Raw genomic sequence first — 17,230 nt, forward strand, 5'->3', positions numbered from 1 at the left:
TTGCAACATCCTTTTTTATTTAAAAATTTTATTAAATTTTTGCCTTTATAACCATCAAATCACTATCGTCTATTGCCTTTAGGGCATGCAATTCATTAGCTTCCATAGTTATTATATCGCCAGGAACTATAATCTCATTTCCATTTTCTCCAACGAAATCAACCTTGCCCTTATAAATTACAACCACTACATTTTTATCTGACTTATGGCTTGGAATTTCTTCACCTTTTTTGATTTGGAGATGGGTGATTTGTAGTTTGTCTTCGTCTAGCAAGTGTTCAAATTTACCATCTAAAATATTTGCACTTAATTTTTTCATAAAGCCTCCTTATTGCTAATATTTATTATTTCATTCAACTATAAAATTTTCTAAAGTATTCTTTGGATAATTTTTTTTAGTTCTGGCAGGGTTTCTTCCTTAAAAAATTTATTTTTAGCCATCCACCTATTATTTAAAGGACTTGGGTGGACTAGGGGAAAGTACTCTGGCAAGTAATCTTTAAAATTCCTTACTGTCTCCGTTAGATTTTTCTTAAAATCATCTTTTAGGTAAAATTTCTGTGCATAGGCACCTATCAATATAGTTAAATTTATATTTTTAATCTCTTCAAGTAGGAGAGGATGATATTCTTTTGCTATAAATTTTCTTGGAGCCTTGTCACCACTTTTTCCCTTACCTGGATAATAAAAATCCATGGGAAGTATTGAAAAGTTTTTGCCATGGAGGGTATCCATACTTATTCCCAGCCAATCAACTAGATTTTCTCCGCTTTTATCATTAAATAAAATTCCGCTTTCCTCAACTTTTTTGCCGGGAGCCTGACCAATTATTAAAATCTTAGAATCTTTATTTAACTGAAAAATTGGACCAATCCCCCTGTTCGTATAGTCTTTATTTCGAGGATCATCCTTTAATTTTTTAACTACATCTTCTATTTTCATAAAAATCCTTACTATTTTTCCAAGATATACTTATCCATTTTGTATAATATTTTTTATTTTTTGTAAATTCTATAATTAATTCCACCAACAAGGTCAACTGCGTAGGGAGAATTTTCAAAATATCCTTTCAAAAATTCGTACCTATATTCATGGTAAGGAGATTTTTCTTCTTTTAATTCAAAACCATTTTTATTAATTTCAAAAGCTTCGTGGTGGTCGTGGCTGTGGCCTCCTTCGCAAGTGTTTGAAAGAGAATCTTCTGGATTTATAAAATCTTTGAAATATTTTTCGTGAGTATTTACATTTGTGATTAAAAATAAATCTCCATTTTCATCAATTGTTGCAGAAAGTCCATTATCACAAGGCATTCCATCAAGAATCATGGTATTTAAATCCTTAAAAATTTCATTATAATCAGAAAAATTTTTTCCAACTGCTTGTTTTTTTCCAAAATCAAATAATTTTTCTTTGGTATTTTCGCTATTTTTTATTGCATAGGCAAGTCTATTTTCTACAACATCAATTTTTGAATCAAGCCAGCCGTGAATATTTTCTTGGTCGATTAAATTTTCCAAATTATCAGTTGAAACTGGTTTAATTTTTTCGTCAATTTCTTTTGTATTGCCATCTAAAAGAAAATTTGTAATTTTATCTTGAAATTTTATTTTTTCATACATCATATAATGTATTGGTCCTAAAAATTCGCTCATCTATAACTCCTTTTTGTTTTTAATTTATTATATAAAAAATTCAAATTAATTTCTGTAACTCATGTTACATTTTTAATTTTATAGAAAAAAATTGAATTTTAAATTTGAAAATGGATATTTATAAAATATTTTATAGAAAAATGATATATTTACACATTTTCCTTTGTATTATATAATTAGTTTGTGATAGAAAAACGTAGAAATAAAAATAGGAGGACTCATGATTAAATTATCTACAAAAAAACTTACATATACAGGTCTTTTTATAGCCTTGGTATTTATTTTTTCAGCATTTTTTCAAATACCACTCAAAACGCCAATGGGAGATACAAGATTTCATTTAGGAAATGCCTTTTGTCTTTTGGGAGGAATAATTTTAGGACCAGGACTTGGAGGACTTGCAGCAGGAGTTGGTTCTGCAATTTTTGATTTAACAAATCCACTTTATTTTGCATCAGCACCATTTACATTTATAAATAAATTTATGATGGGCTTTGTGGCTGGTTTGATTTTTCACAAAACAAAAATGAAAAACGAAAAAGCAAAAGCAACTCTTGCAGGATTTTTTGGACAAATAACTTATATTATTCTTTATTTGTTATACACTTTTATAAAAAATAAAGTTGCTATGGGATTGTCATTTGAAGCAAATATGGTAGAAGTTGTACAAAAACTTGGAGTTTCTTCAATAAATGGAGTTATTTCTGTAATAATAACAGCTATTTTTGCAATGGCACTTTTAAAAAGAGTAAAAATGGACTAGAAATAGTCCTTTTTTAAATGCAGATTTTTTTATTTTTTAAGCTTAATGTTTTTCTATGATTTACTAAATTACAATTAATTTTTAATACTTCGTTACTAAGGGGACAAATTAGGGGACTTTCGATTGTCCCCTTTTACCACGCTAACTTACTTTTTAAATTTAAAAAAATCTTAAATCAAAATTCAATTTCAAATTAAAACTACGAATAAAGTCCGCGGTATAATTATTGAAATTGTACCACTGGCACAATTTCAAGCTAATTATATCCCCAAAACCCCCACTTTTTTGCCCTCTGCAACCGACCATTGCATGGAGATAATTTTGTAAGAAGCTGACGCTTCTTTCAGATTTTTAAAAATAATTATAAATTCAAGTGAATTATTAGAGAAAAAATTGTTTGAACGTTAGTGAGTTATTTTTTTCTCTTTTAATGAACTTAGAATTTATTTATTTTGGACTTATATACTTATTAAATTTGGATAATCGATTAAAAAACGAAAGAAACTTTAGTTTCTTTCTAATTTTGCTCCCTGCAAGGGCCGGTTAAGGGGTTATAAAGATGGGGGTTCTTAGGGGGAAGGAAAAAGGGGACAATCGGAAGTCCCCTGTTCCTTCCGCCCTAAGTCTACGAAGTTTTAATTTAATAAAATAATTTATTTTAAAATTAAAGATTAAAAATAAAAAAATCAAAATCCAATATCCATCCCCTTGTTTGGGTATAATTATTAAAGAAAAGATAAGAAGAAAAATGAAAGGACTTTATATGATTTATAAAAGATTTGATGATAAATTAGTTATTAGATTAAAAAAGGGTGACAAGCTTGTTGAATCTGTTAGGAAAATTTTGGAAAAAGAAAATGTAAAGGCTGGTTTTTTAACTGGAATTGGTGCTACTGATAATCTTGACATTGGTCTTTTTGATCCTGAAACTAAGGATTATAATATAAAAAAATATGAAGAAGATTTAGAAATTGCAAATCTTTGTGGAAATATTTCTAATAAAGATGGTAAGCTTTATACTCATTTTCACATCACTTGTGGCAAGGCAAAAACAAATGCTCTTACTGGAGATATTGCAGGGGAAGCAATTGCAGGTCATTTGAATGAGGCTATTATTTCTTTAACTGCGGAAATTTTTGTTACAATTATTGATGGCGATATTAATAGAAAATTTGATGAAGAATTGGGATTAAATTTAATTGAGTTTTAGTATGGATTATTTTATATTTGATATGGATGGAACTATGTTTGATACGGAAAATTTTTATTATCAAACATGGCGTGAGATTGCAAAAAAGAATAATTTTTCTTTTGATTTAGAAGATAAGATTCTTTTATCTGGAAGGAAAATGGATGAATCTATTTCTTATATGGTTGAAAAATTTTCTATGGATAGGCAAAAAGCTTTAGAAATTAGAAAAGATTTAAATGATTTGAGGGAAGAAAAATTTGAAAAAATTGATTATTCTTTAAAAAAATCTGGTTTGGTGGAATTGTTGGATTATTTGAAAAAAAATAATAAGAAACTTGCTCTTGCATCTTCTTCTGAAAAAGACAGGGTAGATTTTTTGGTTGATAGGGAAGGGGTAAGAAATTATTTTGATTTGATAATTTCTTCGGATAATATTGTTGAAGGCAAACCAAATCCCGAAATTTTTAATTTTGCTATTGAAAAATTAAATGCTGACAAAAATAAAACTTATATTTTGGAAGATTCTCTTTCTGGGATAAAAGCTGCAAAGGCAAGTGGTGCTGTGGCGGTTTTGATAGTTGATTTGGACGATAGTGAGCTTATAAAAAATGAAGCAGATTTGGTGTTTTCGTCTTTGGAAGAATTTTTGGATTTTTTAAAAAATAAAAATAATATTGATACAAGAAATAAAGATTTTAATTTATCTTGCCCATCTTGTAAGGAAAAATTTACAAAATCTTTGCCTACTGCAATATTTTCTCTTAATGACAAAGATTTTATAGAAAATGTAGGTCTTGTTGAATGTCCATCTTGCAAAAAATTATTTAAATTAAATTATAGATATGTTTATACAGATAATGACAAGAAGTTGATGTTTGTAAATGATCCTAAATTTATCCAAAAAAGAAATCAACTAGCCTTCAAATCTTCCCTAAAAATTTTGGATAGGTTAAATAAAAATAAGGCAGAAGATTTTATAATAAGAATGTGCAAAAATGACCTTGATTTGAAGGAAAAAATTTCTATTTTCGATGATGGGAAAATTGATAATATAATTGAAATAATGAAGTTTGTCCTAATTCAAAGTCCAGATTTTAAATTTAAAAAAGAAGATATTTTGGCTATGCACTATAAAAATAATGAATTTATAATTGTAACAAAAAATGGCAAATTCAAAATGCCATTTGTGGATGATCTTTATCAAACTTTGTATGACAAATACATAGCCTTTGTTGATGTCAAAGAAACATCAATGATCGACCAAGTTTGGGCGAGAGAAATTGTAAAAGAAATATGAAAGTATATTTAGAAAATGAAAATCAAAGAAAAATTGTATATGATATTTTAAATATTTTTTATGACAAAGAAGATTTTTCTTTTGTTGAAAAAAATCCTGATATATTGATAAAAAATGGACTTATTGAAAGTAAAAATAAGTCCTACTTTTTTGATTCAAATTTAGAATTGAAACAAATTCTTTTTGAAATTTTGGAAAAAGAAAATAAAAAAACTTCTGATTGGGGGATTTTAACAGGGTCAAAACCTTCAAAACTTTTAAAAAATCATAGTTTTGATGATTTGAAAAATATTTATAAGTTAAAAGATAATAAAATCAATTTATTAAAAGCTATAAAAGAAAGTCAGGACAAATTAAAATTTGATGCAAAAGATTTTAATCTTTATATAAATATTCCATTTTGCCCTCAAAGGTGCAGGTATTGTTCCTATCCTACTATTGTGTCAAACACAGTAGAGAAAAATCTTTATGTAGATTTTTTATTAAAGGAAATTTCTCAAATAAATTTGCCGAAAAAATTGGATACAATTTATCTTGGCGGAGGAACACCATCAAATTTATCTGTAAAAGATTTGGATAGGATTTTGTCTTTAATCAACGAAAAATTTATTTTCAATGAATTTACACTTGAAGCAGGCAGGGAAGATACCCTTGACTTTGAAAAATTAGATTTGTTTAAAGAAAAAAATGTAGGAAGAATTTCCTTAAATCCCCAAACTTTTAGCGTGAATGTTTTGGAAAATATTAATAGAGCGATTGATTTGGAAAATTTTATAAGAATTTATGATTATGCCAAAAAGCTTGGTATTATTGTAAATATGGATTTTATAGTTGGACTTTATGGAGAAAATAGGGAAAGTTTTTCTAAAAATTTTGAAATTTTAAAAAAATTAGAACCAGATAATATAACCTTCCATGCACTGGCTCAGAAAGTTGGCTCAAAATATTTTGAAGAAAATATAAATGGAAATGAAAGCGAAAGTATAAAAATTGCAAAGGATATAGAAATTTTTACAAAAGAAAATTCCTACAAGCCCTATTATCTTTATAGGCAAAAAAACATAATAGGAAATTTGGAAAATATTGGCTATGAAAAAGAAAATACTTCTCAACGATATAATATTTTAATAAATGAAGAGCTTGAAAATATTATAGGCCTTGGAATGAATGCAAATTCAAAATTGATGAATGGAAAAAAATATAGAAATGAGAGAAATCTTAGAGATTATTATAAAAATATAGAAAAAGAAATTTATGACAAAAATAAATTAATAGAAAATTTTATTAATAAGCCTATACATTAAGGCTTATTTTTATTTTTTAAAATATATAATTTTATGTGATAGAATAAAAAGAGAAGAAAGTTAGGAGTGAATATGGAAAAAAATATAAAACTTGTAGCTATTGACCTTGATGGAACTCTTTTAAATTCGGATAAAAAAGTTTCTAGAAAAAATTTTGAAATTATTAAAAAGTTGAGAGTAAAGGGGATTTTTGTAGTTATTGCTACTGGAAGGCCTCTTGGTGGATTTTCTTGGATACTTGATGATTTGGAATTAAATTCTGATGATGATTATTCTATAACAAATACTGGCTCTCTTATAATTAAAAATAAAGACAAGTCAGATGTTTCAAAAAAAATTTTAAGCATGGAGGATTATTTAAATCTTAAAAAGATAATAAACGATAAGCTTCAAATAGGAATTTACAATAAATATAATCTGTATAGCAATAGCGAAAGGGTAAATAAACATTTTTTATTTGAATCTGAAATTTTGAAAATGCCTATTGAAAAAATTGATGAAAAAGATATGAGTAAAAGGGTTGATAGGATTACCATAACTGGAAACAAAGATGCTGTTGATGAGTTTGAAAAAAATTATAATGAAATGCTTTTAAAAACTTATCAAACAGTAAGAAATGTTCCAGAAGTTTTTGAAGTTTTACACAAGGAGGCTGACAAAGGTCAGGCTTTAAAAAGATTGTGCAAAATTTTAAATGTGGATTTAAAATCAACGCTTGCTATTGGCGATTCAAATAATGACAAAACTATGCTAAATATGGCAGGAGTTTCTGCAACTTGCGGAAATGGGAGAGAAAGTGTAAAAGAAATGGTTGATATTGTTTCAAATTATTCAAACGATGAAGATGGAGTTTGTAATATTTTAGAAAAAATATTTTTTGCAAATTAAAATTGAAAAAGAAGAAAAAACCAGTATTATATGAATAGTTATTTATGTAAGATTTTTCTAAAATCTTACATATTTTTATGTTAAAATAAATTTTATAAAATAAAAAAGATAGGAAGTATTATGAGTAAATTTTGCTCTCTAGCTTCAGGATCTTCGGGAAATTCTGTTTTTGTTGAACACAAAGGATCAAAAATTTTGATTGATTGTGGTTTTTCGGGACGAAAAATTGAAAATCTTTTATCTCAAATTGGCGAAAATCCAAAAAATTTGGATGCGATTTTTTTAACTCATGAACACATCGACCACGTAAAGGGAGCATCTGTCATGAGCAGAAGATATGATATTCCAATTTATGCCAATAAGGGAACTTGGCTTTCTTTTATAAAAAATGCTGGGAAATTAAAAGATGAAAATATAAAAATTTTCAAGTCGAATTCTTTTTTTAATTTTAATTCTTTTGATATTTTTCCAATATCAATTCATCACGATGCAAGTGAACCGGTTGGTTTTATTTTGTATTTGGATAATAAAAAAATTACGGTTTTGACTGATACGGGAATAATTGATGAGAGAATTTTAAATGAGATAAAGGGATCAGATGTTTATTATTTTGAGGCAAACCATGACCTTGATGCTTTAAAAAGAGGTCCCTATACTTATTCGATGAAAGTTAGGATTATGGGAAAGATGGGACATTTATCAAATGAACAATCGGCAAAATCTTTGGCTGATGCCCTTCAAGGCAAAAATGAAAAAATTTTTCTTGCTCACTTGTCTGAAACAAATAATTCAGAACAGCTTTGCAAAATAACTGTAGATAATTACCTAAAATCCTGTGGACTAGATACAAATAAAGATATACAATTGGAAGTTGCAAAAAGAAACGAACCTTCAAGTTTAGTGGAGTTATGATGGAATTAGTAGAAATTGAAAGATCGATTATAAAAAAATATAGAAAAGAGCTTTGGTCAAAATTTATAAAAGCTGTAAAAAAATATGAATTAATAAATGAGGGCGACAAGGTCGCTTGCGCGATTTCTGGTGGAAAAGATTCACTTTTGACAGCAAAACTTGTTGAAGAATTGCACAAACATTCAAATGTAAATTTTGAAGTTGAATATATTTGCATGGATCCAGGCTACGATAAAGAAAACAGAGATTTGTTAGAGAAAAATCTAAAATATTTAAATATTCCAGCAAAAATTTTCGATTCGGATGTTTTTGAAATTAGCGAAAAAATTTCTGGAGAATATCCTTGTTATATGTGCGCGAGAATGAGAAGGGGATTCTTATATGCCAAGGCAAAAGAGCTTGGTTGTAATAAAGTTGCCTTGGGCCATCACATGAACGATGCAATCGAAACGACTTTGATGAATGTTTTGTATGCTGGAAATTATAAAACTATGAAGCCAAAACTTATGGCGCAAAATTTTGATGATATGGAACTTATAAGACCCATGTATTTTATAGAAGAAAAAGATGTAATAGCTTGGCGTGATTATGTAGGATTAAGTGCCTTAAATTGTGCTTGCACTGTTACAAAAAAAAGTGAGTCTTATACAAGAAAAAAAATAAAAAATCTTATTGAAGATTTAAAAGAAGACATACCAAATGTAGAAAAATCAATCCTAAGATCAGCTGAAAATGTAAATTGTGATATGGTTTTGGGATATAAAATAAATGGTAAAGAACATTCATTCATGGAGGAATTTAAAAAATGATTTTAGATTTATTAAAAGTAATAATTCTTTCTATTGTAGAAGGAGTTACAGAATTTTTGCCTGTTTCATCAACGGGCCATCTTATTTTGGTAAATGAGTTTGTAAAACTTGAACCAGAAAAATTTGCCAACGCCTTTAATGTAATAATTCAACTTGGAGCAATACTTTCAGTAGTTGTTTTGTACTTTTCTAAATTAAATCCTTGGGATTTTGAAAAAACAAAAAGATATTTTCCAAAAAATTATGCGAAATTAAATGGCCAATCAAAATTTTATTATAGATTAACTCATCCTTACAAAGAAACAATTGAGCTTTGGAAAAGAGTTATAGTTGGAGTAATACCAGCAGGAATTTTGGGATTTTTATTTGACGATATAATTGATGAGTATTTATTTAATCCAATGGTTGTTGCCCTTATGCTTTTTGTTTGGGGTATTGGAATAATTTTAATTGAAAATAGAAACAAAAAAGAAAATAGACAAAGAGTCGATAATATTTCATTAATTTCTTATAAAACTGCATTTTTTATAGGATGTTTTCAAGTTCTTGCCATGATTCCAGGAACATCAAGATCAGCTGCGACAATAATTGGCGCAATGATTTTGGGACTTTCAAGATCAGCTAGTGCAGAATTTTCATTCTTTTTGGCAATACCAACTATGCTTGGAGCAACGCTTTTAAAAGTTGTAAAAAACGTATCAGGATTTTCAGGATATGAATGGATTTTAATTCTTATAGGAATGATTTTAAGTTTTATAGTTGCTTATATAGTAATCAAGAAATTTATTTCTTACGTACAAAAAAATGACTTCATTATTTTTGGAAAATATAGAATTGTCCTTGCAGTAATTGTATTTTTATATTTTCTAATAATTAAATAAAATTTTAAAAAATAAAAGGTGGGAAGATTCACTTCAGGAGATAACAAATCCTCAAGCACGAATATCTAACTTCAAAAATTGTTGATTTCTAAATTTCAAAATCCTAAAATCGCAAACTCACTTACGCTCAAACAGTGCGATTTTTGACGGATTTTTTCAATTTGAAATCAAGTCAATTTTTTCCGTATGATATTCTTTGCATGAGGATTTGATATGTTGTTAGAAATCTGAGGTGGGGAAACCCGCCTTTTTGCTTTGGCAAAACTTTAAAAAATTGTCCTTATAGTGTAAAATTAGAATAAGAGTTTTGAAAAATAAAAATAATTTAAATAAAAATAAATCACAGAAATTTCGGAGGAGATAATGAAAAAGAAAGAATCAGTATTTAGCGTAATACCAAAGGCTTTGGTTTTTGGACTTATAATAGGAATAGGATTTTATTTTTTGTTTGATAAGTTTGGAATAAAAACTTACAAGGCTCAATCAAAAATCCTTACAACCTCTAATGAAAAAATAAAAGATGATGATAAAACTGCTTACACTTATGCAGAAACTGTAAATTCAAATGCTATCAAAAAAAGAGTAATTGAAAATTTAAAACTTGATATGGATCCTGGTGAACTTGACAAAAAAATTCAAATACAAGCAATTGCCAATACCCACATTTTAAATATAAATGTAAAAGATTCTATAAAACTTAGGGCAGAAGATATAGCAGATGAATATGCAGAAATTACAGTTTCAGTAATTAATCAACTTTATAAAGCTGATGCAGTAGTAATTGACAAGGCTTATCCAAATGCAAGTTTAGCAAAAACGAGCGAAAAAGATTCACTAAAAGTTGGACTTGCAGCTTTTATAACATATTTTATTTTCGGTTCACTTGTAGTGACAATTAGAAATTCAAAAAATAATGATGAAGAAGAATATGTTGAAGAAAAAGAAATTAGAAAAGTCGTATTTACAAAAGATGATGATAAAGAAGAATACGATTATGAAAATGATTATGATAATGTAAAAGAATCTTATATAAATGAAGATGGAAATTTAGTACAAGAATACTACGACGACGAAGACAATGAATTATCCCAAGATATAAATTCTAACGAAGATTTATCAGATGATGAAGATGAAGATTTTAGATTATATCAAAACAAAGAAAACAACAAGGACTATACAATAATTGCAGATATGCCAAAATATGATGATGGTGATTTAGATGTTTAATAAAAATAAGGCAAAGGAGATAGAAAAATCTTTTGAATCCTTAAAGAATAATTTTTTGAAAATTGCAGATAAAAATTCTTTGGTACAATTTGTATCATCAAATGAGAAGATAAACAAGTCATCTTTGATTTTAAATTTAGCTAGAGCATTGGCAAAAGATAATTACAAGGTAATTATTATAGAAGCTGATTTTAGAAATCCAATGATGGGAGATTTGTGCGATATTGAATTTGATAGAGGATTTTTTGATATTTTGGAAAAGGAAAAACCTTATGAAAATTTCATAGTAAAAGATCATTTCCAAAAAAATCTTGACCTAATTCTTGCACCAGAACAAAGAGAAATAAATCCAAGCATTTTAAACTATGATAGGATAGAAAATATTTTTGATTCTCTAAAAGAAAAATATAATTTTATATTTTTAGATACAGCAGATAACGAAAAATACGACGATGCAAATTTTTATCCAAGACTCGCAGATTCAGTTATAGTTTTTGCCAGAAAAAAAGATTTCAGAAGAAAAAAATTAAATGCATCAATAAGAAAACTTGAAAATGTAAATGCCCAAATTTCGGGAATAATAACAACGGATAATTAAGGAGAAAAAATGAAAAAGAAAATTTTATTAATATTAGCCTTAAGCTTAACACTTTCAGCATGTTCAAAAGAAGAATATGTATCCCAAAGACATCCAGAAGAAAGTGAACCATCAAATAAAGTTTCAACAGAAGTAACCTTCAAAAAGAAAAACGAAACAAACGAAAATTCTTCTTCAAATAATCTTGCAAGTCTAAAAAATCTTGATGAAAAAAATAAATCAAACGAAACAGAAGACAAAAAAGAAACAAAAGAAGAAAAGAAAGATAAGAAAAATAAAAAAGAAAAAGATAAAGATAAAGAGCCAAAACAAGCTTATGGAATATTCACAGTAAAAGATATTTCAAATATAAGAAGACAAACAAACACAGATTCAGAAATTGTAGCAACAATCCAACCCGGAACACAAATAGAAAGATCAGAAATAGTAGGCGAATGGTCAAAAGTAAGCTATGGAGAATACCAAGGCTATATTTTGACAGAGCTTTTAGATGATATTCAATAAAAATTAGCTTGGTTTTAACCAAGCTTTTTTTATTTGTATATCTTGACACTTTTCAACTGTTAAGGTACACTATGAACAGTAGGAGGAATAAATGGATATTAAGATCAAATACTCGAGTAAAGATCCCATATATTTACAAATCAAAAATCAAATAAGAGACGCAATTTTAAATGATAAGATAGAAAAGGATAAGCCTCTTCCTTCTATTAGACTTTTGGCAAAAGAGCTTAGAGTTAGTGTAGCTACAACGAAAAGGGCTTATGATGAACTTGAAAAAGATGGACTTATTAATTCTGTTCCAGGAAAGGGAAATTTTGTAAAAGATCAAAATCCAGAATTAATCAGGGAAAAATTTTCTATAAAAATTGAAGATCATCTAAAAGAAATTATCAAATTGTCTAAACTTGCAGGAATTTCAAAAAAAGAAATTATTTCTCTTATGGATATATTGGAGGAAGAAGATGGATGATATATTAAAAATAAAAGGTCTAAAAAAATCTTTGAATGATTTTTATCTTGGACCTTTGGATTTAAATATCAAAAGAGGATCTATTGTAGGATATATTGGAGAAAATGGAGCTGGAAAATCTACTACAATCAAATTGATTTTGGGCGATATGAAAAAAGATTCTGGTGAAATTTATATTTTCGGCAAAAAAATTGAAGATTTGACTGAGGATGAGAAGAAAAAAATCGCCTTTGTTTTTGAAGATTTTTTCTTTCCCCAAGAGTTAAATATTAAAGAAGTTGAAAAATTTCACTCCATGTATTATGGAAATTTTTGGGAAAAAGAAACTTTTAATAAGCTTTTAAAAAGATTTGAGCTTCCAGAAAAAAAGAAAATTTCTACTTTTTCTAGAGGAATGAAGATGAAATTGTCTTTGATTTTGGCATTAAGCCACAAGGCAGAGCTTTTGATTTTGGATGAGGCGACAAGTGGGCTTGATCCTGTGGCAAGGGATGATATTTTGGATATACTTTTAGAATTTATCCAAGATGAAAACAAAAGCATTATGATTTCATCCCATATTTTGTCAGATTTAGAAAAAATTGCAGATGAAATTGCCTTTTTACATAGGGGAAAGCTAATTTTTGTTGAAAATAAGGATAAATTAAAGGAAGATTATGGCCTAGTTTCCCTTTCAAAAGAAGAATTTGAAAGTATTGATAAAAATTCCATAATTGCAGTAAGAGATTATAAATTTGGAAAAGAATGTTTGGTCAAAAAAAAATTAATTCCTCAAAATCTTGAAATAGAAAATGTTAGTATAGAGGAAATTATGGTTTATATGATAAAGGAGAAATACAATGAAAGCCTTGATATATAAAGATTTGATTTCGATAAAAAATGCTTTGCTTTTACAATTTATAATTATAGTAGGATTGGGAGTTTATTTTTACAAGGAAGATCAATTGGTTTTGATTCCATTGTTTTTCATCCTAGTCCCAGTAATAATTTTGGGCATGGTTTTTGGAATCGACAACCAATATTCAACAAATAAATATTTGATTTCAAGTGGAATTTCGAGGGAAAAAATTGTATTTTCAAGATATACTATAATTTGGTTTATGTCAATTTTTGCAATGGCCTTGTCATTTGTTGTAGGATTTAACAAAAACCCACTTACAAAAGAAATTCCCTTAATTTTGCTTATATCATCCCTATTTTTTGTAACAAGTATAGTTGGAGTTGTTGAACTTCCATTGATGTATAAATTTGGAGCGGAAAAGGCAAGACTGTTTTTTGTAATTTTATATTTTGTAGTATTTGCATTTTTCTCAACAATTTCATCAAATAAAGAATGGCTTTTGGAATATGTAAATAAAGGTTTAACAATGGATAAAACACTTTTATCCTTAATAATTTTTGTCATAACAATAATACTCCACTCAATTTCAGTTTTTATTTCCATAAAAATTTTTGAAAATAAAGAACTTTAATTTGTTTATAAGAATAAATATAAAATAAGAATCTTTTTTAGACGCTTGTAAAAAATTGTTGAATAAAGGATTCTTATTTTTTATTTTTAAATATATTATCTATAAATTAAGCTTTAAATCGTTGAAATTTTATCGATAATTCATATAGTCATAATGTAAAAGGAATGTTTCCTAATTTTAAGGAGAAAAAATGGATTATATTTATAAATTTGACACGGATAACGGTTTTGAACAAACCGATATTTCTAGTTTTTATGATGTTATAGAAGATGATGATTTTTATTTGATGTATTTGGGTAAGGCGAGTTTTATTGATTTTGCCAAAACTTATAATTTGGACGATGCCATAATTGATTTGCTCTTGTCAGACACTGCCAAAAAATCTTATATGGCAGTGGAAGATAATTATACCTTTGCAATTTTAGAACTTTTAGATATAATGGGAAATCTTGAAACTTCAGATCTTATAGGATTTTATATAGAAAACAACAGACTTATAATTGTCGACTTGTATGATAGAGATCAATCGACAACAGAGGCTTTTAGGAAGATGCTAACAAAGAAATTTTCAGCAAGATCTCCTGGAAGGCTTTTGAAATATTTTATTACAGCCCTAGTAAATAACCACACAAGAATTTTTGATCAAATAAAAAATTCAACAGCAGCTGTGGAAGACGCGATAATAAAAAATAAAAAAACCAGAGATAGTATAGAAATAATCTCTGACAATAGACACAAGGCCCTAAATCTGTACGCATCATACGAAAGACTCCTTGATACCTTAGAAGTTTTAATGGAAAATGAGAATGAAATTTTCGATGATGACGATATAAAACACCTAAAATCAGTTTTGTTTAGAGTTGAAAGATATTCTTCAAATATTTCTTATTTGAGTGGATATATTACAAACGTAAAAGATTCCTACACGTCAAAAATGGACCTTTCCATGAATAATACAATGAAAGTTTTGACAGTTGTAACGACAATTTTTACACCAATCACGATAATAACTGGTTGGTATGGGATGAATTTTGAAAATATGCCAGAATTAAAATGGAATTTTGGTTATATGTATGTTATTGGAATTTCTTTGATTAGTGTAATTTTAGTGTATTTATTATTTAGGAGATTTGATAGGTGAAAATAAAATATAAAACCCATCTAAATCGAATGAAAGGATCGAAATCTCAATGGAATAGGTTAAATTTAAATATAAAGTAAAACAAAAGAGATCTCTCGACAAGCTCAAGATGGGTTTCTCTTTATTTTCCTTAATTTCTAAAGGATTAATTTTTTTATTCAACAAAAAAAGTCAGAAAAATAATGATGTGTACCCTCTTTACTGGATAACCCAGTAGGGAGGGTACACATCATTTTTCAACAGCCCTTTTTTATTTTATTAATTTCAGATGAGAATAGGAAAGATTTCTAAATAAATTATAATTATAAATTATTATAATTTTAAAGAAGAGAAAAACTCGTATTCTAGTTGTTGAGATTGTAGCAGTTGATTTTTATTATGTTTTGTTGAAGCAACAAAGGCTATAATTATATCATTAATTATAAATTCTCCTATATGAGATTCTAAACCATTATAAGAGTCATTTATATCATTATAAAGTTTACCTGAAAATATTGTAATATCTGAATTTTCAGATAAACTGGAATTTATTTCTGAAGTGATACAAGCTTGTTTTATATTTTTGTTATTAGCTATATCGCTAACTTTTAATATATTTTTTGATAAACCAGATTTTGAAATCGTAATTAAAAAATCATTTTCATTTAAGTTACTTGTATAATTTAATAATCTTTCATTAGTAGAAGTTGTAAAAGTTTTTATGCCTAGTCTATTTAGTCTAAATTCTAAATCTAGGGCAACGGGCAGAGTATTTCCTGTGGCGGCTATTAAGGTTATGTTGCTGTCTAATAATTTACTTACTAATTTTTTTATATTATTTATATTATCTTCTTTGTTAATAGTGTTTATTAAACTTTTTTTTCTATTTAAAAAAAATTCTATTGGCTTATCCTGAAAATCGGCAATATCATTTTGATTTCCTTCACCAATATCTCTTAAAAGTAAAATTTTCATTTGGTAAAAACCGTCAAAACCAGAATGTTGACACATTCTAACAACAGTTGCATCGCTTACTTTTGTTTCGTTTGCTATTTCTTTTACACTCATAAGAGTTACTTTGTTTGGATTGTTGATTATATAATCCGCAACTATTTTTTCTGCTTTAAAAAGATTTTTGTAATTATTTTTAAAAATATCAATAACTTTTTCATTTTTATCCAATTTAGTCATAATACACCTCTATGTAATTATATTACATTATATAAAAATAGCAAAATAAAAAAATATAGTTTCATATTGACATTTTTATAATTAGTGTTATTATATAAATATGAAATGGTATTACATAAAAAAATATAAAGTACAATTTATGTAATAATATATTTTGTATTTGCTAAAACGAAAGGAGGAAATATGGAAATTGACAAAATATTAGATGACAATTTGATTTTAAATGACTTAAAGGCAGAATCTAAAATTCAAGTATTAGAAAAATTATCTAAAGTTTTGAAAGAAAACGAATATATTTCAGAAGTGGATGGTTTTGTAAAAGATGTTTTAGAAAGGGAAAAACTCGGAGTAACAGGCATTGGAAATTTTGTTGCAATACCTCATGGGCAAAGTGATTATGTAAACGAAACAACAATAGCGATTGGGAAATTAAATAAGGAAATTGAATGGGAAAGTTTAGATAATAATGGAGTAAGGATAGTTATATTATTTGTTGTAAAGAATGATAAGAACTTTGCAGATGAACATTTGAAATTACTATCAAAAGTAGCTTCTAATTTAGCAAATGAAGATATATTAAAAAAATTGTTAAGTGCGGATTCTAAAGAAGAAATAAAAAATTGTTTTAGGAGTTAGGGATGAAAATAGTTGGTGTTTGTGCGTGTGTTGCTGGTATAGCTCATACATATTTAGCGAAAGAAAAGTTAATAAATGCAGCTTGCAAAAGAGGACATGAAATAAAAGTTGAAACGCAAGGAGTTATTGGAATTGAAAATGAGCTTACCGAAGAAGAAATAAAAGAAGCAGATGTAGTAATTTTAGCAGTAGATGTTTCTGTATCAAAGAGAAATCGTTTTGATGGCAAAAAAATAATAGAAATTTCAACTAGCACAGTTGTTCAATCATCTGATAAATTGATTGAAAAAATAGAAAAATTAATGGAGAAATAAA

General features: G+C 27.3%; 21 protein-coding genes. 17 read left to right on the forward strand and 4 right to left on the reverse strand.

The features are described 5' to 3' along the window. Window positions 1-31: 31 nt before the first annotated feature. The 3 genes from HMPREF0078_RS08600 to HMPREF0078_RS08610 are packed head-to-tail and all read right to left on the reverse strand — an operon-like array spanning window position 32 to window position 1,652. Complete coding sequence (locus tag HMPREF0078_RS08600) at window positions 32-319, reverse strand: AraC family ligand binding domain-containing protein (RefSeq protein WP_004839846.1); 288 nt, start codon at window positions 317-319, stop codon at window positions 32-34. 50 nt (window positions 320-369) lie between these two features. Then, entirely contained in the window at window positions 370-942 is a 573-nt protein-coding gene (locus tag HMPREF0078_RS08605) for a uracil-DNA glycosylase family protein (RefSeq protein WP_004839848.1), read from the reverse strand. A gap of 53 nt (window positions 943-995) precedes the next feature. Further along, window positions 996-1,652, reverse strand: coding sequence for a hypothetical protein (locus HMPREF0078_RS08610; RefSeq protein ID WP_004839850.1), 657 nt, complete (start codon window positions 1,650-1,652; stop codon window positions 996-998). A gap of 220 nt (window positions 1,653-1,872) precedes the next feature. On the opposite strand from HMPREF0078_RS08610, the gene HMPREF0078_RS08615 reads away from it, so the two are divergent. From HMPREF0078_RS08615 to HMPREF0078_RS08685, 15 genes are all read left to right on the forward strand, one after another. Continuing rightward, entirely contained in the window at window positions 1,873-2,415 is a 543-nt protein-coding gene (locus tag HMPREF0078_RS08615; RefSeq protein ID WP_004839852.1) for an ECF transporter S component, read from the forward strand. A 748-nt stretch (window positions 2,416-3,163) separates the two neighbouring features. Next, window positions 3,164-3,625, forward strand: coding sequence for a PPC domain-containing DNA-binding protein (locus HMPREF0078_RS08620; protein WP_232618474.1), 462 nt, complete (start codon window positions 3,164-3,166; stop codon window positions 3,623-3,625). Window position 3,626: 1 nt separating this feature from the next. After that, complete coding sequence (locus HMPREF0078_RS08625; protein ID WP_004839855.1) at window positions 3,627-4,904, forward strand: HAD-IA family hydrolase; 1,278 nt, start codon at window positions 3,627-3,629, stop codon at window positions 4,902-4,904. Beyond that, entirely contained in the window at window positions 4,901-6,208 is a 1,308-nt protein-coding gene (locus tag HMPREF0078_RS08630; protein WP_004839857.1) for a radical SAM protein, read from the forward strand. Before HMPREF0078_RS08625 ends, HMPREF0078_RS08630 begins: the two co-directional genes overlap by 4 nt. Before the next feature lie 72 nt (window positions 6,209-6,280). Beyond that, on the forward strand, window positions 6,281-7,096 hold the full coding sequence (locus HMPREF0078_RS08635; protein ID WP_004839859.1) for a Cof-type HAD-IIB family hydrolase: 816 nt from the start codon (window positions 6,281-6,283) through the stop codon (window positions 7,094-7,096). A gap of 120 nt (window positions 7,097-7,216) precedes the next feature. After that, the gene (locus HMPREF0078_RS08640) at window positions 7,217-8,008 is read left to right on the forward strand and encodes an MBL fold metallo-hydrolase (protein ID WP_004839862.1); all 792 of its coding nucleotides are present in this window, start codon (window positions 7,217-7,219) and stop codon (window positions 8,006-8,008) included. Continuing rightward, window positions 8,008-8,817, forward strand: a complete 810-nt coding sequence (locus HMPREF0078_RS08645) for a tRNA 2-thiocytidine biosynthesis TtcA family protein (RefSeq protein WP_039920689.1) — start codon at window positions 8,008-8,010, stop codon at window positions 8,815-8,817. Before HMPREF0078_RS08640 ends, HMPREF0078_RS08645 begins: the two co-directional genes overlap by 1 nt. Further along, window positions 8,814-9,698, forward strand: coding sequence for an undecaprenyl-diphosphate phosphatase (locus tag HMPREF0078_RS08650; protein WP_004839866.1), 885 nt, complete (start codon window positions 8,814-8,816; stop codon window positions 9,696-9,698). The genes HMPREF0078_RS08645 and HMPREF0078_RS08650 overlap by 4 nt, the downstream gene beginning before the upstream one ends. A gap of 363 nt (window positions 9,699-10,061) precedes the next feature. Next, a complete protein-coding gene (locus HMPREF0078_RS08655; RefSeq protein WP_004839867.1) occupies window positions 10,062-10,925 on the forward strand; it encodes a YveK family protein in 864 nt (287 codons plus the stop codon). Beyond that, window positions 10,918-11,523, forward strand: coding sequence for a CpsD/CapB family tyrosine-protein kinase (locus tag HMPREF0078_RS08660; protein WP_004839870.1), 606 nt, complete (start codon window positions 10,918-10,920; stop codon window positions 11,521-11,523). The genes HMPREF0078_RS08655 and HMPREF0078_RS08660 overlap by 8 nt, the downstream gene beginning before the upstream one ends. A 9-nt stretch (window positions 11,524-11,532) precedes the next feature. Next, on the forward strand, window positions 11,533-12,027 hold the full coding sequence (locus HMPREF0078_RS08665; protein WP_004839871.1) for an SH3 domain-containing protein: 495 nt from the start codon (window positions 11,533-11,535) through the stop codon (window positions 12,025-12,027). A 91-nt stretch (window positions 12,028-12,118) separates the two neighbouring features. Further along, window positions 12,119-12,496: a GntR family transcriptional regulator gene (locus tag HMPREF0078_RS08670; protein ID WP_004839873.1), complete on the forward strand. Its 378-nt coding sequence runs from the start codon at window positions 12,119-12,121 to the stop codon at window positions 12,494-12,496. Then, window positions 12,489-13,355, forward strand: coding sequence for an ABC transporter ATP-binding protein (locus HMPREF0078_RS08675; RefSeq protein WP_004839875.1), 867 nt, complete (start codon window positions 12,489-12,491; stop codon window positions 13,353-13,355). Before HMPREF0078_RS08670 ends, HMPREF0078_RS08675 begins: the two co-directional genes overlap by 8 nt. Continuing rightward, the gene (locus HMPREF0078_RS08680) at window positions 13,336-13,968 is read left to right on the forward strand and encodes an ABC-2 transporter permease (RefSeq protein ID WP_004839877.1); all 633 of its coding nucleotides are present in this window, start codon (window positions 13,336-13,338) and stop codon (window positions 13,966-13,968) included. The genes HMPREF0078_RS08675 and HMPREF0078_RS08680 overlap by 20 nt, the downstream gene beginning before the upstream one ends. 190 nt (window positions 13,969-14,158) lie before the next feature. Then, window positions 14,159-15,109: a CorA family divalent cation transporter gene (locus HMPREF0078_RS08685; protein WP_004839879.1), complete on the forward strand. Its 951-nt coding sequence runs from the start codon at window positions 14,159-14,161 to the stop codon at window positions 15,107-15,109. Between the two features lie 312 nt (window positions 15,110-15,421). Here the strand turns inward: HMPREF0078_RS08685 and HMPREF0078_RS08690 are convergent, their stop codons facing one another. Beyond that, complete coding sequence (locus HMPREF0078_RS08690) at window positions 15,422-16,279, reverse strand: MurR/RpiR family transcriptional regulator (protein ID WP_004839882.1); 858 nt, start codon at window positions 16,277-16,279, stop codon at window positions 15,422-15,424. A gap of 183 nt (window positions 16,280-16,462) precedes the next feature. Between HMPREF0078_RS08690 and HMPREF0078_RS08695 the strand changes: the two genes are divergently transcribed. Together HMPREF0078_RS08695 and HMPREF0078_RS08700 are read left to right on the forward strand one after the other, a co-directional pair. Beyond that, complete coding sequence (locus HMPREF0078_RS08695) at window positions 16,463-16,915, forward strand: PTS sugar transporter subunit IIA (RefSeq protein WP_004839884.1); 453 nt, start codon at window positions 16,463-16,465, stop codon at window positions 16,913-16,915. A 2-nt stretch (window positions 16,916-16,917) separates the two neighbouring features. Further along, window positions 16,918-17,229 (forward strand): PTS fructose transporter subunit IIB, encoded by a 312-nt coding sequence (locus HMPREF0078_RS08700; protein WP_004839885.1) that lies wholly within the window; start codon window positions 16,918-16,920, stop codon window positions 17,227-17,229. Window position 17,230: the final 1 nt, after the last annotated feature.

This window comes from Anaerococcus vaginalis ATCC 51170, assembly GCF_000163295.1.
Classification (GTDB): domain Bacteria; phylum Bacillota; class Clostridia; order Tissierellales; family Peptoniphilaceae; genus Anaerococcus; species Anaerococcus vaginalis.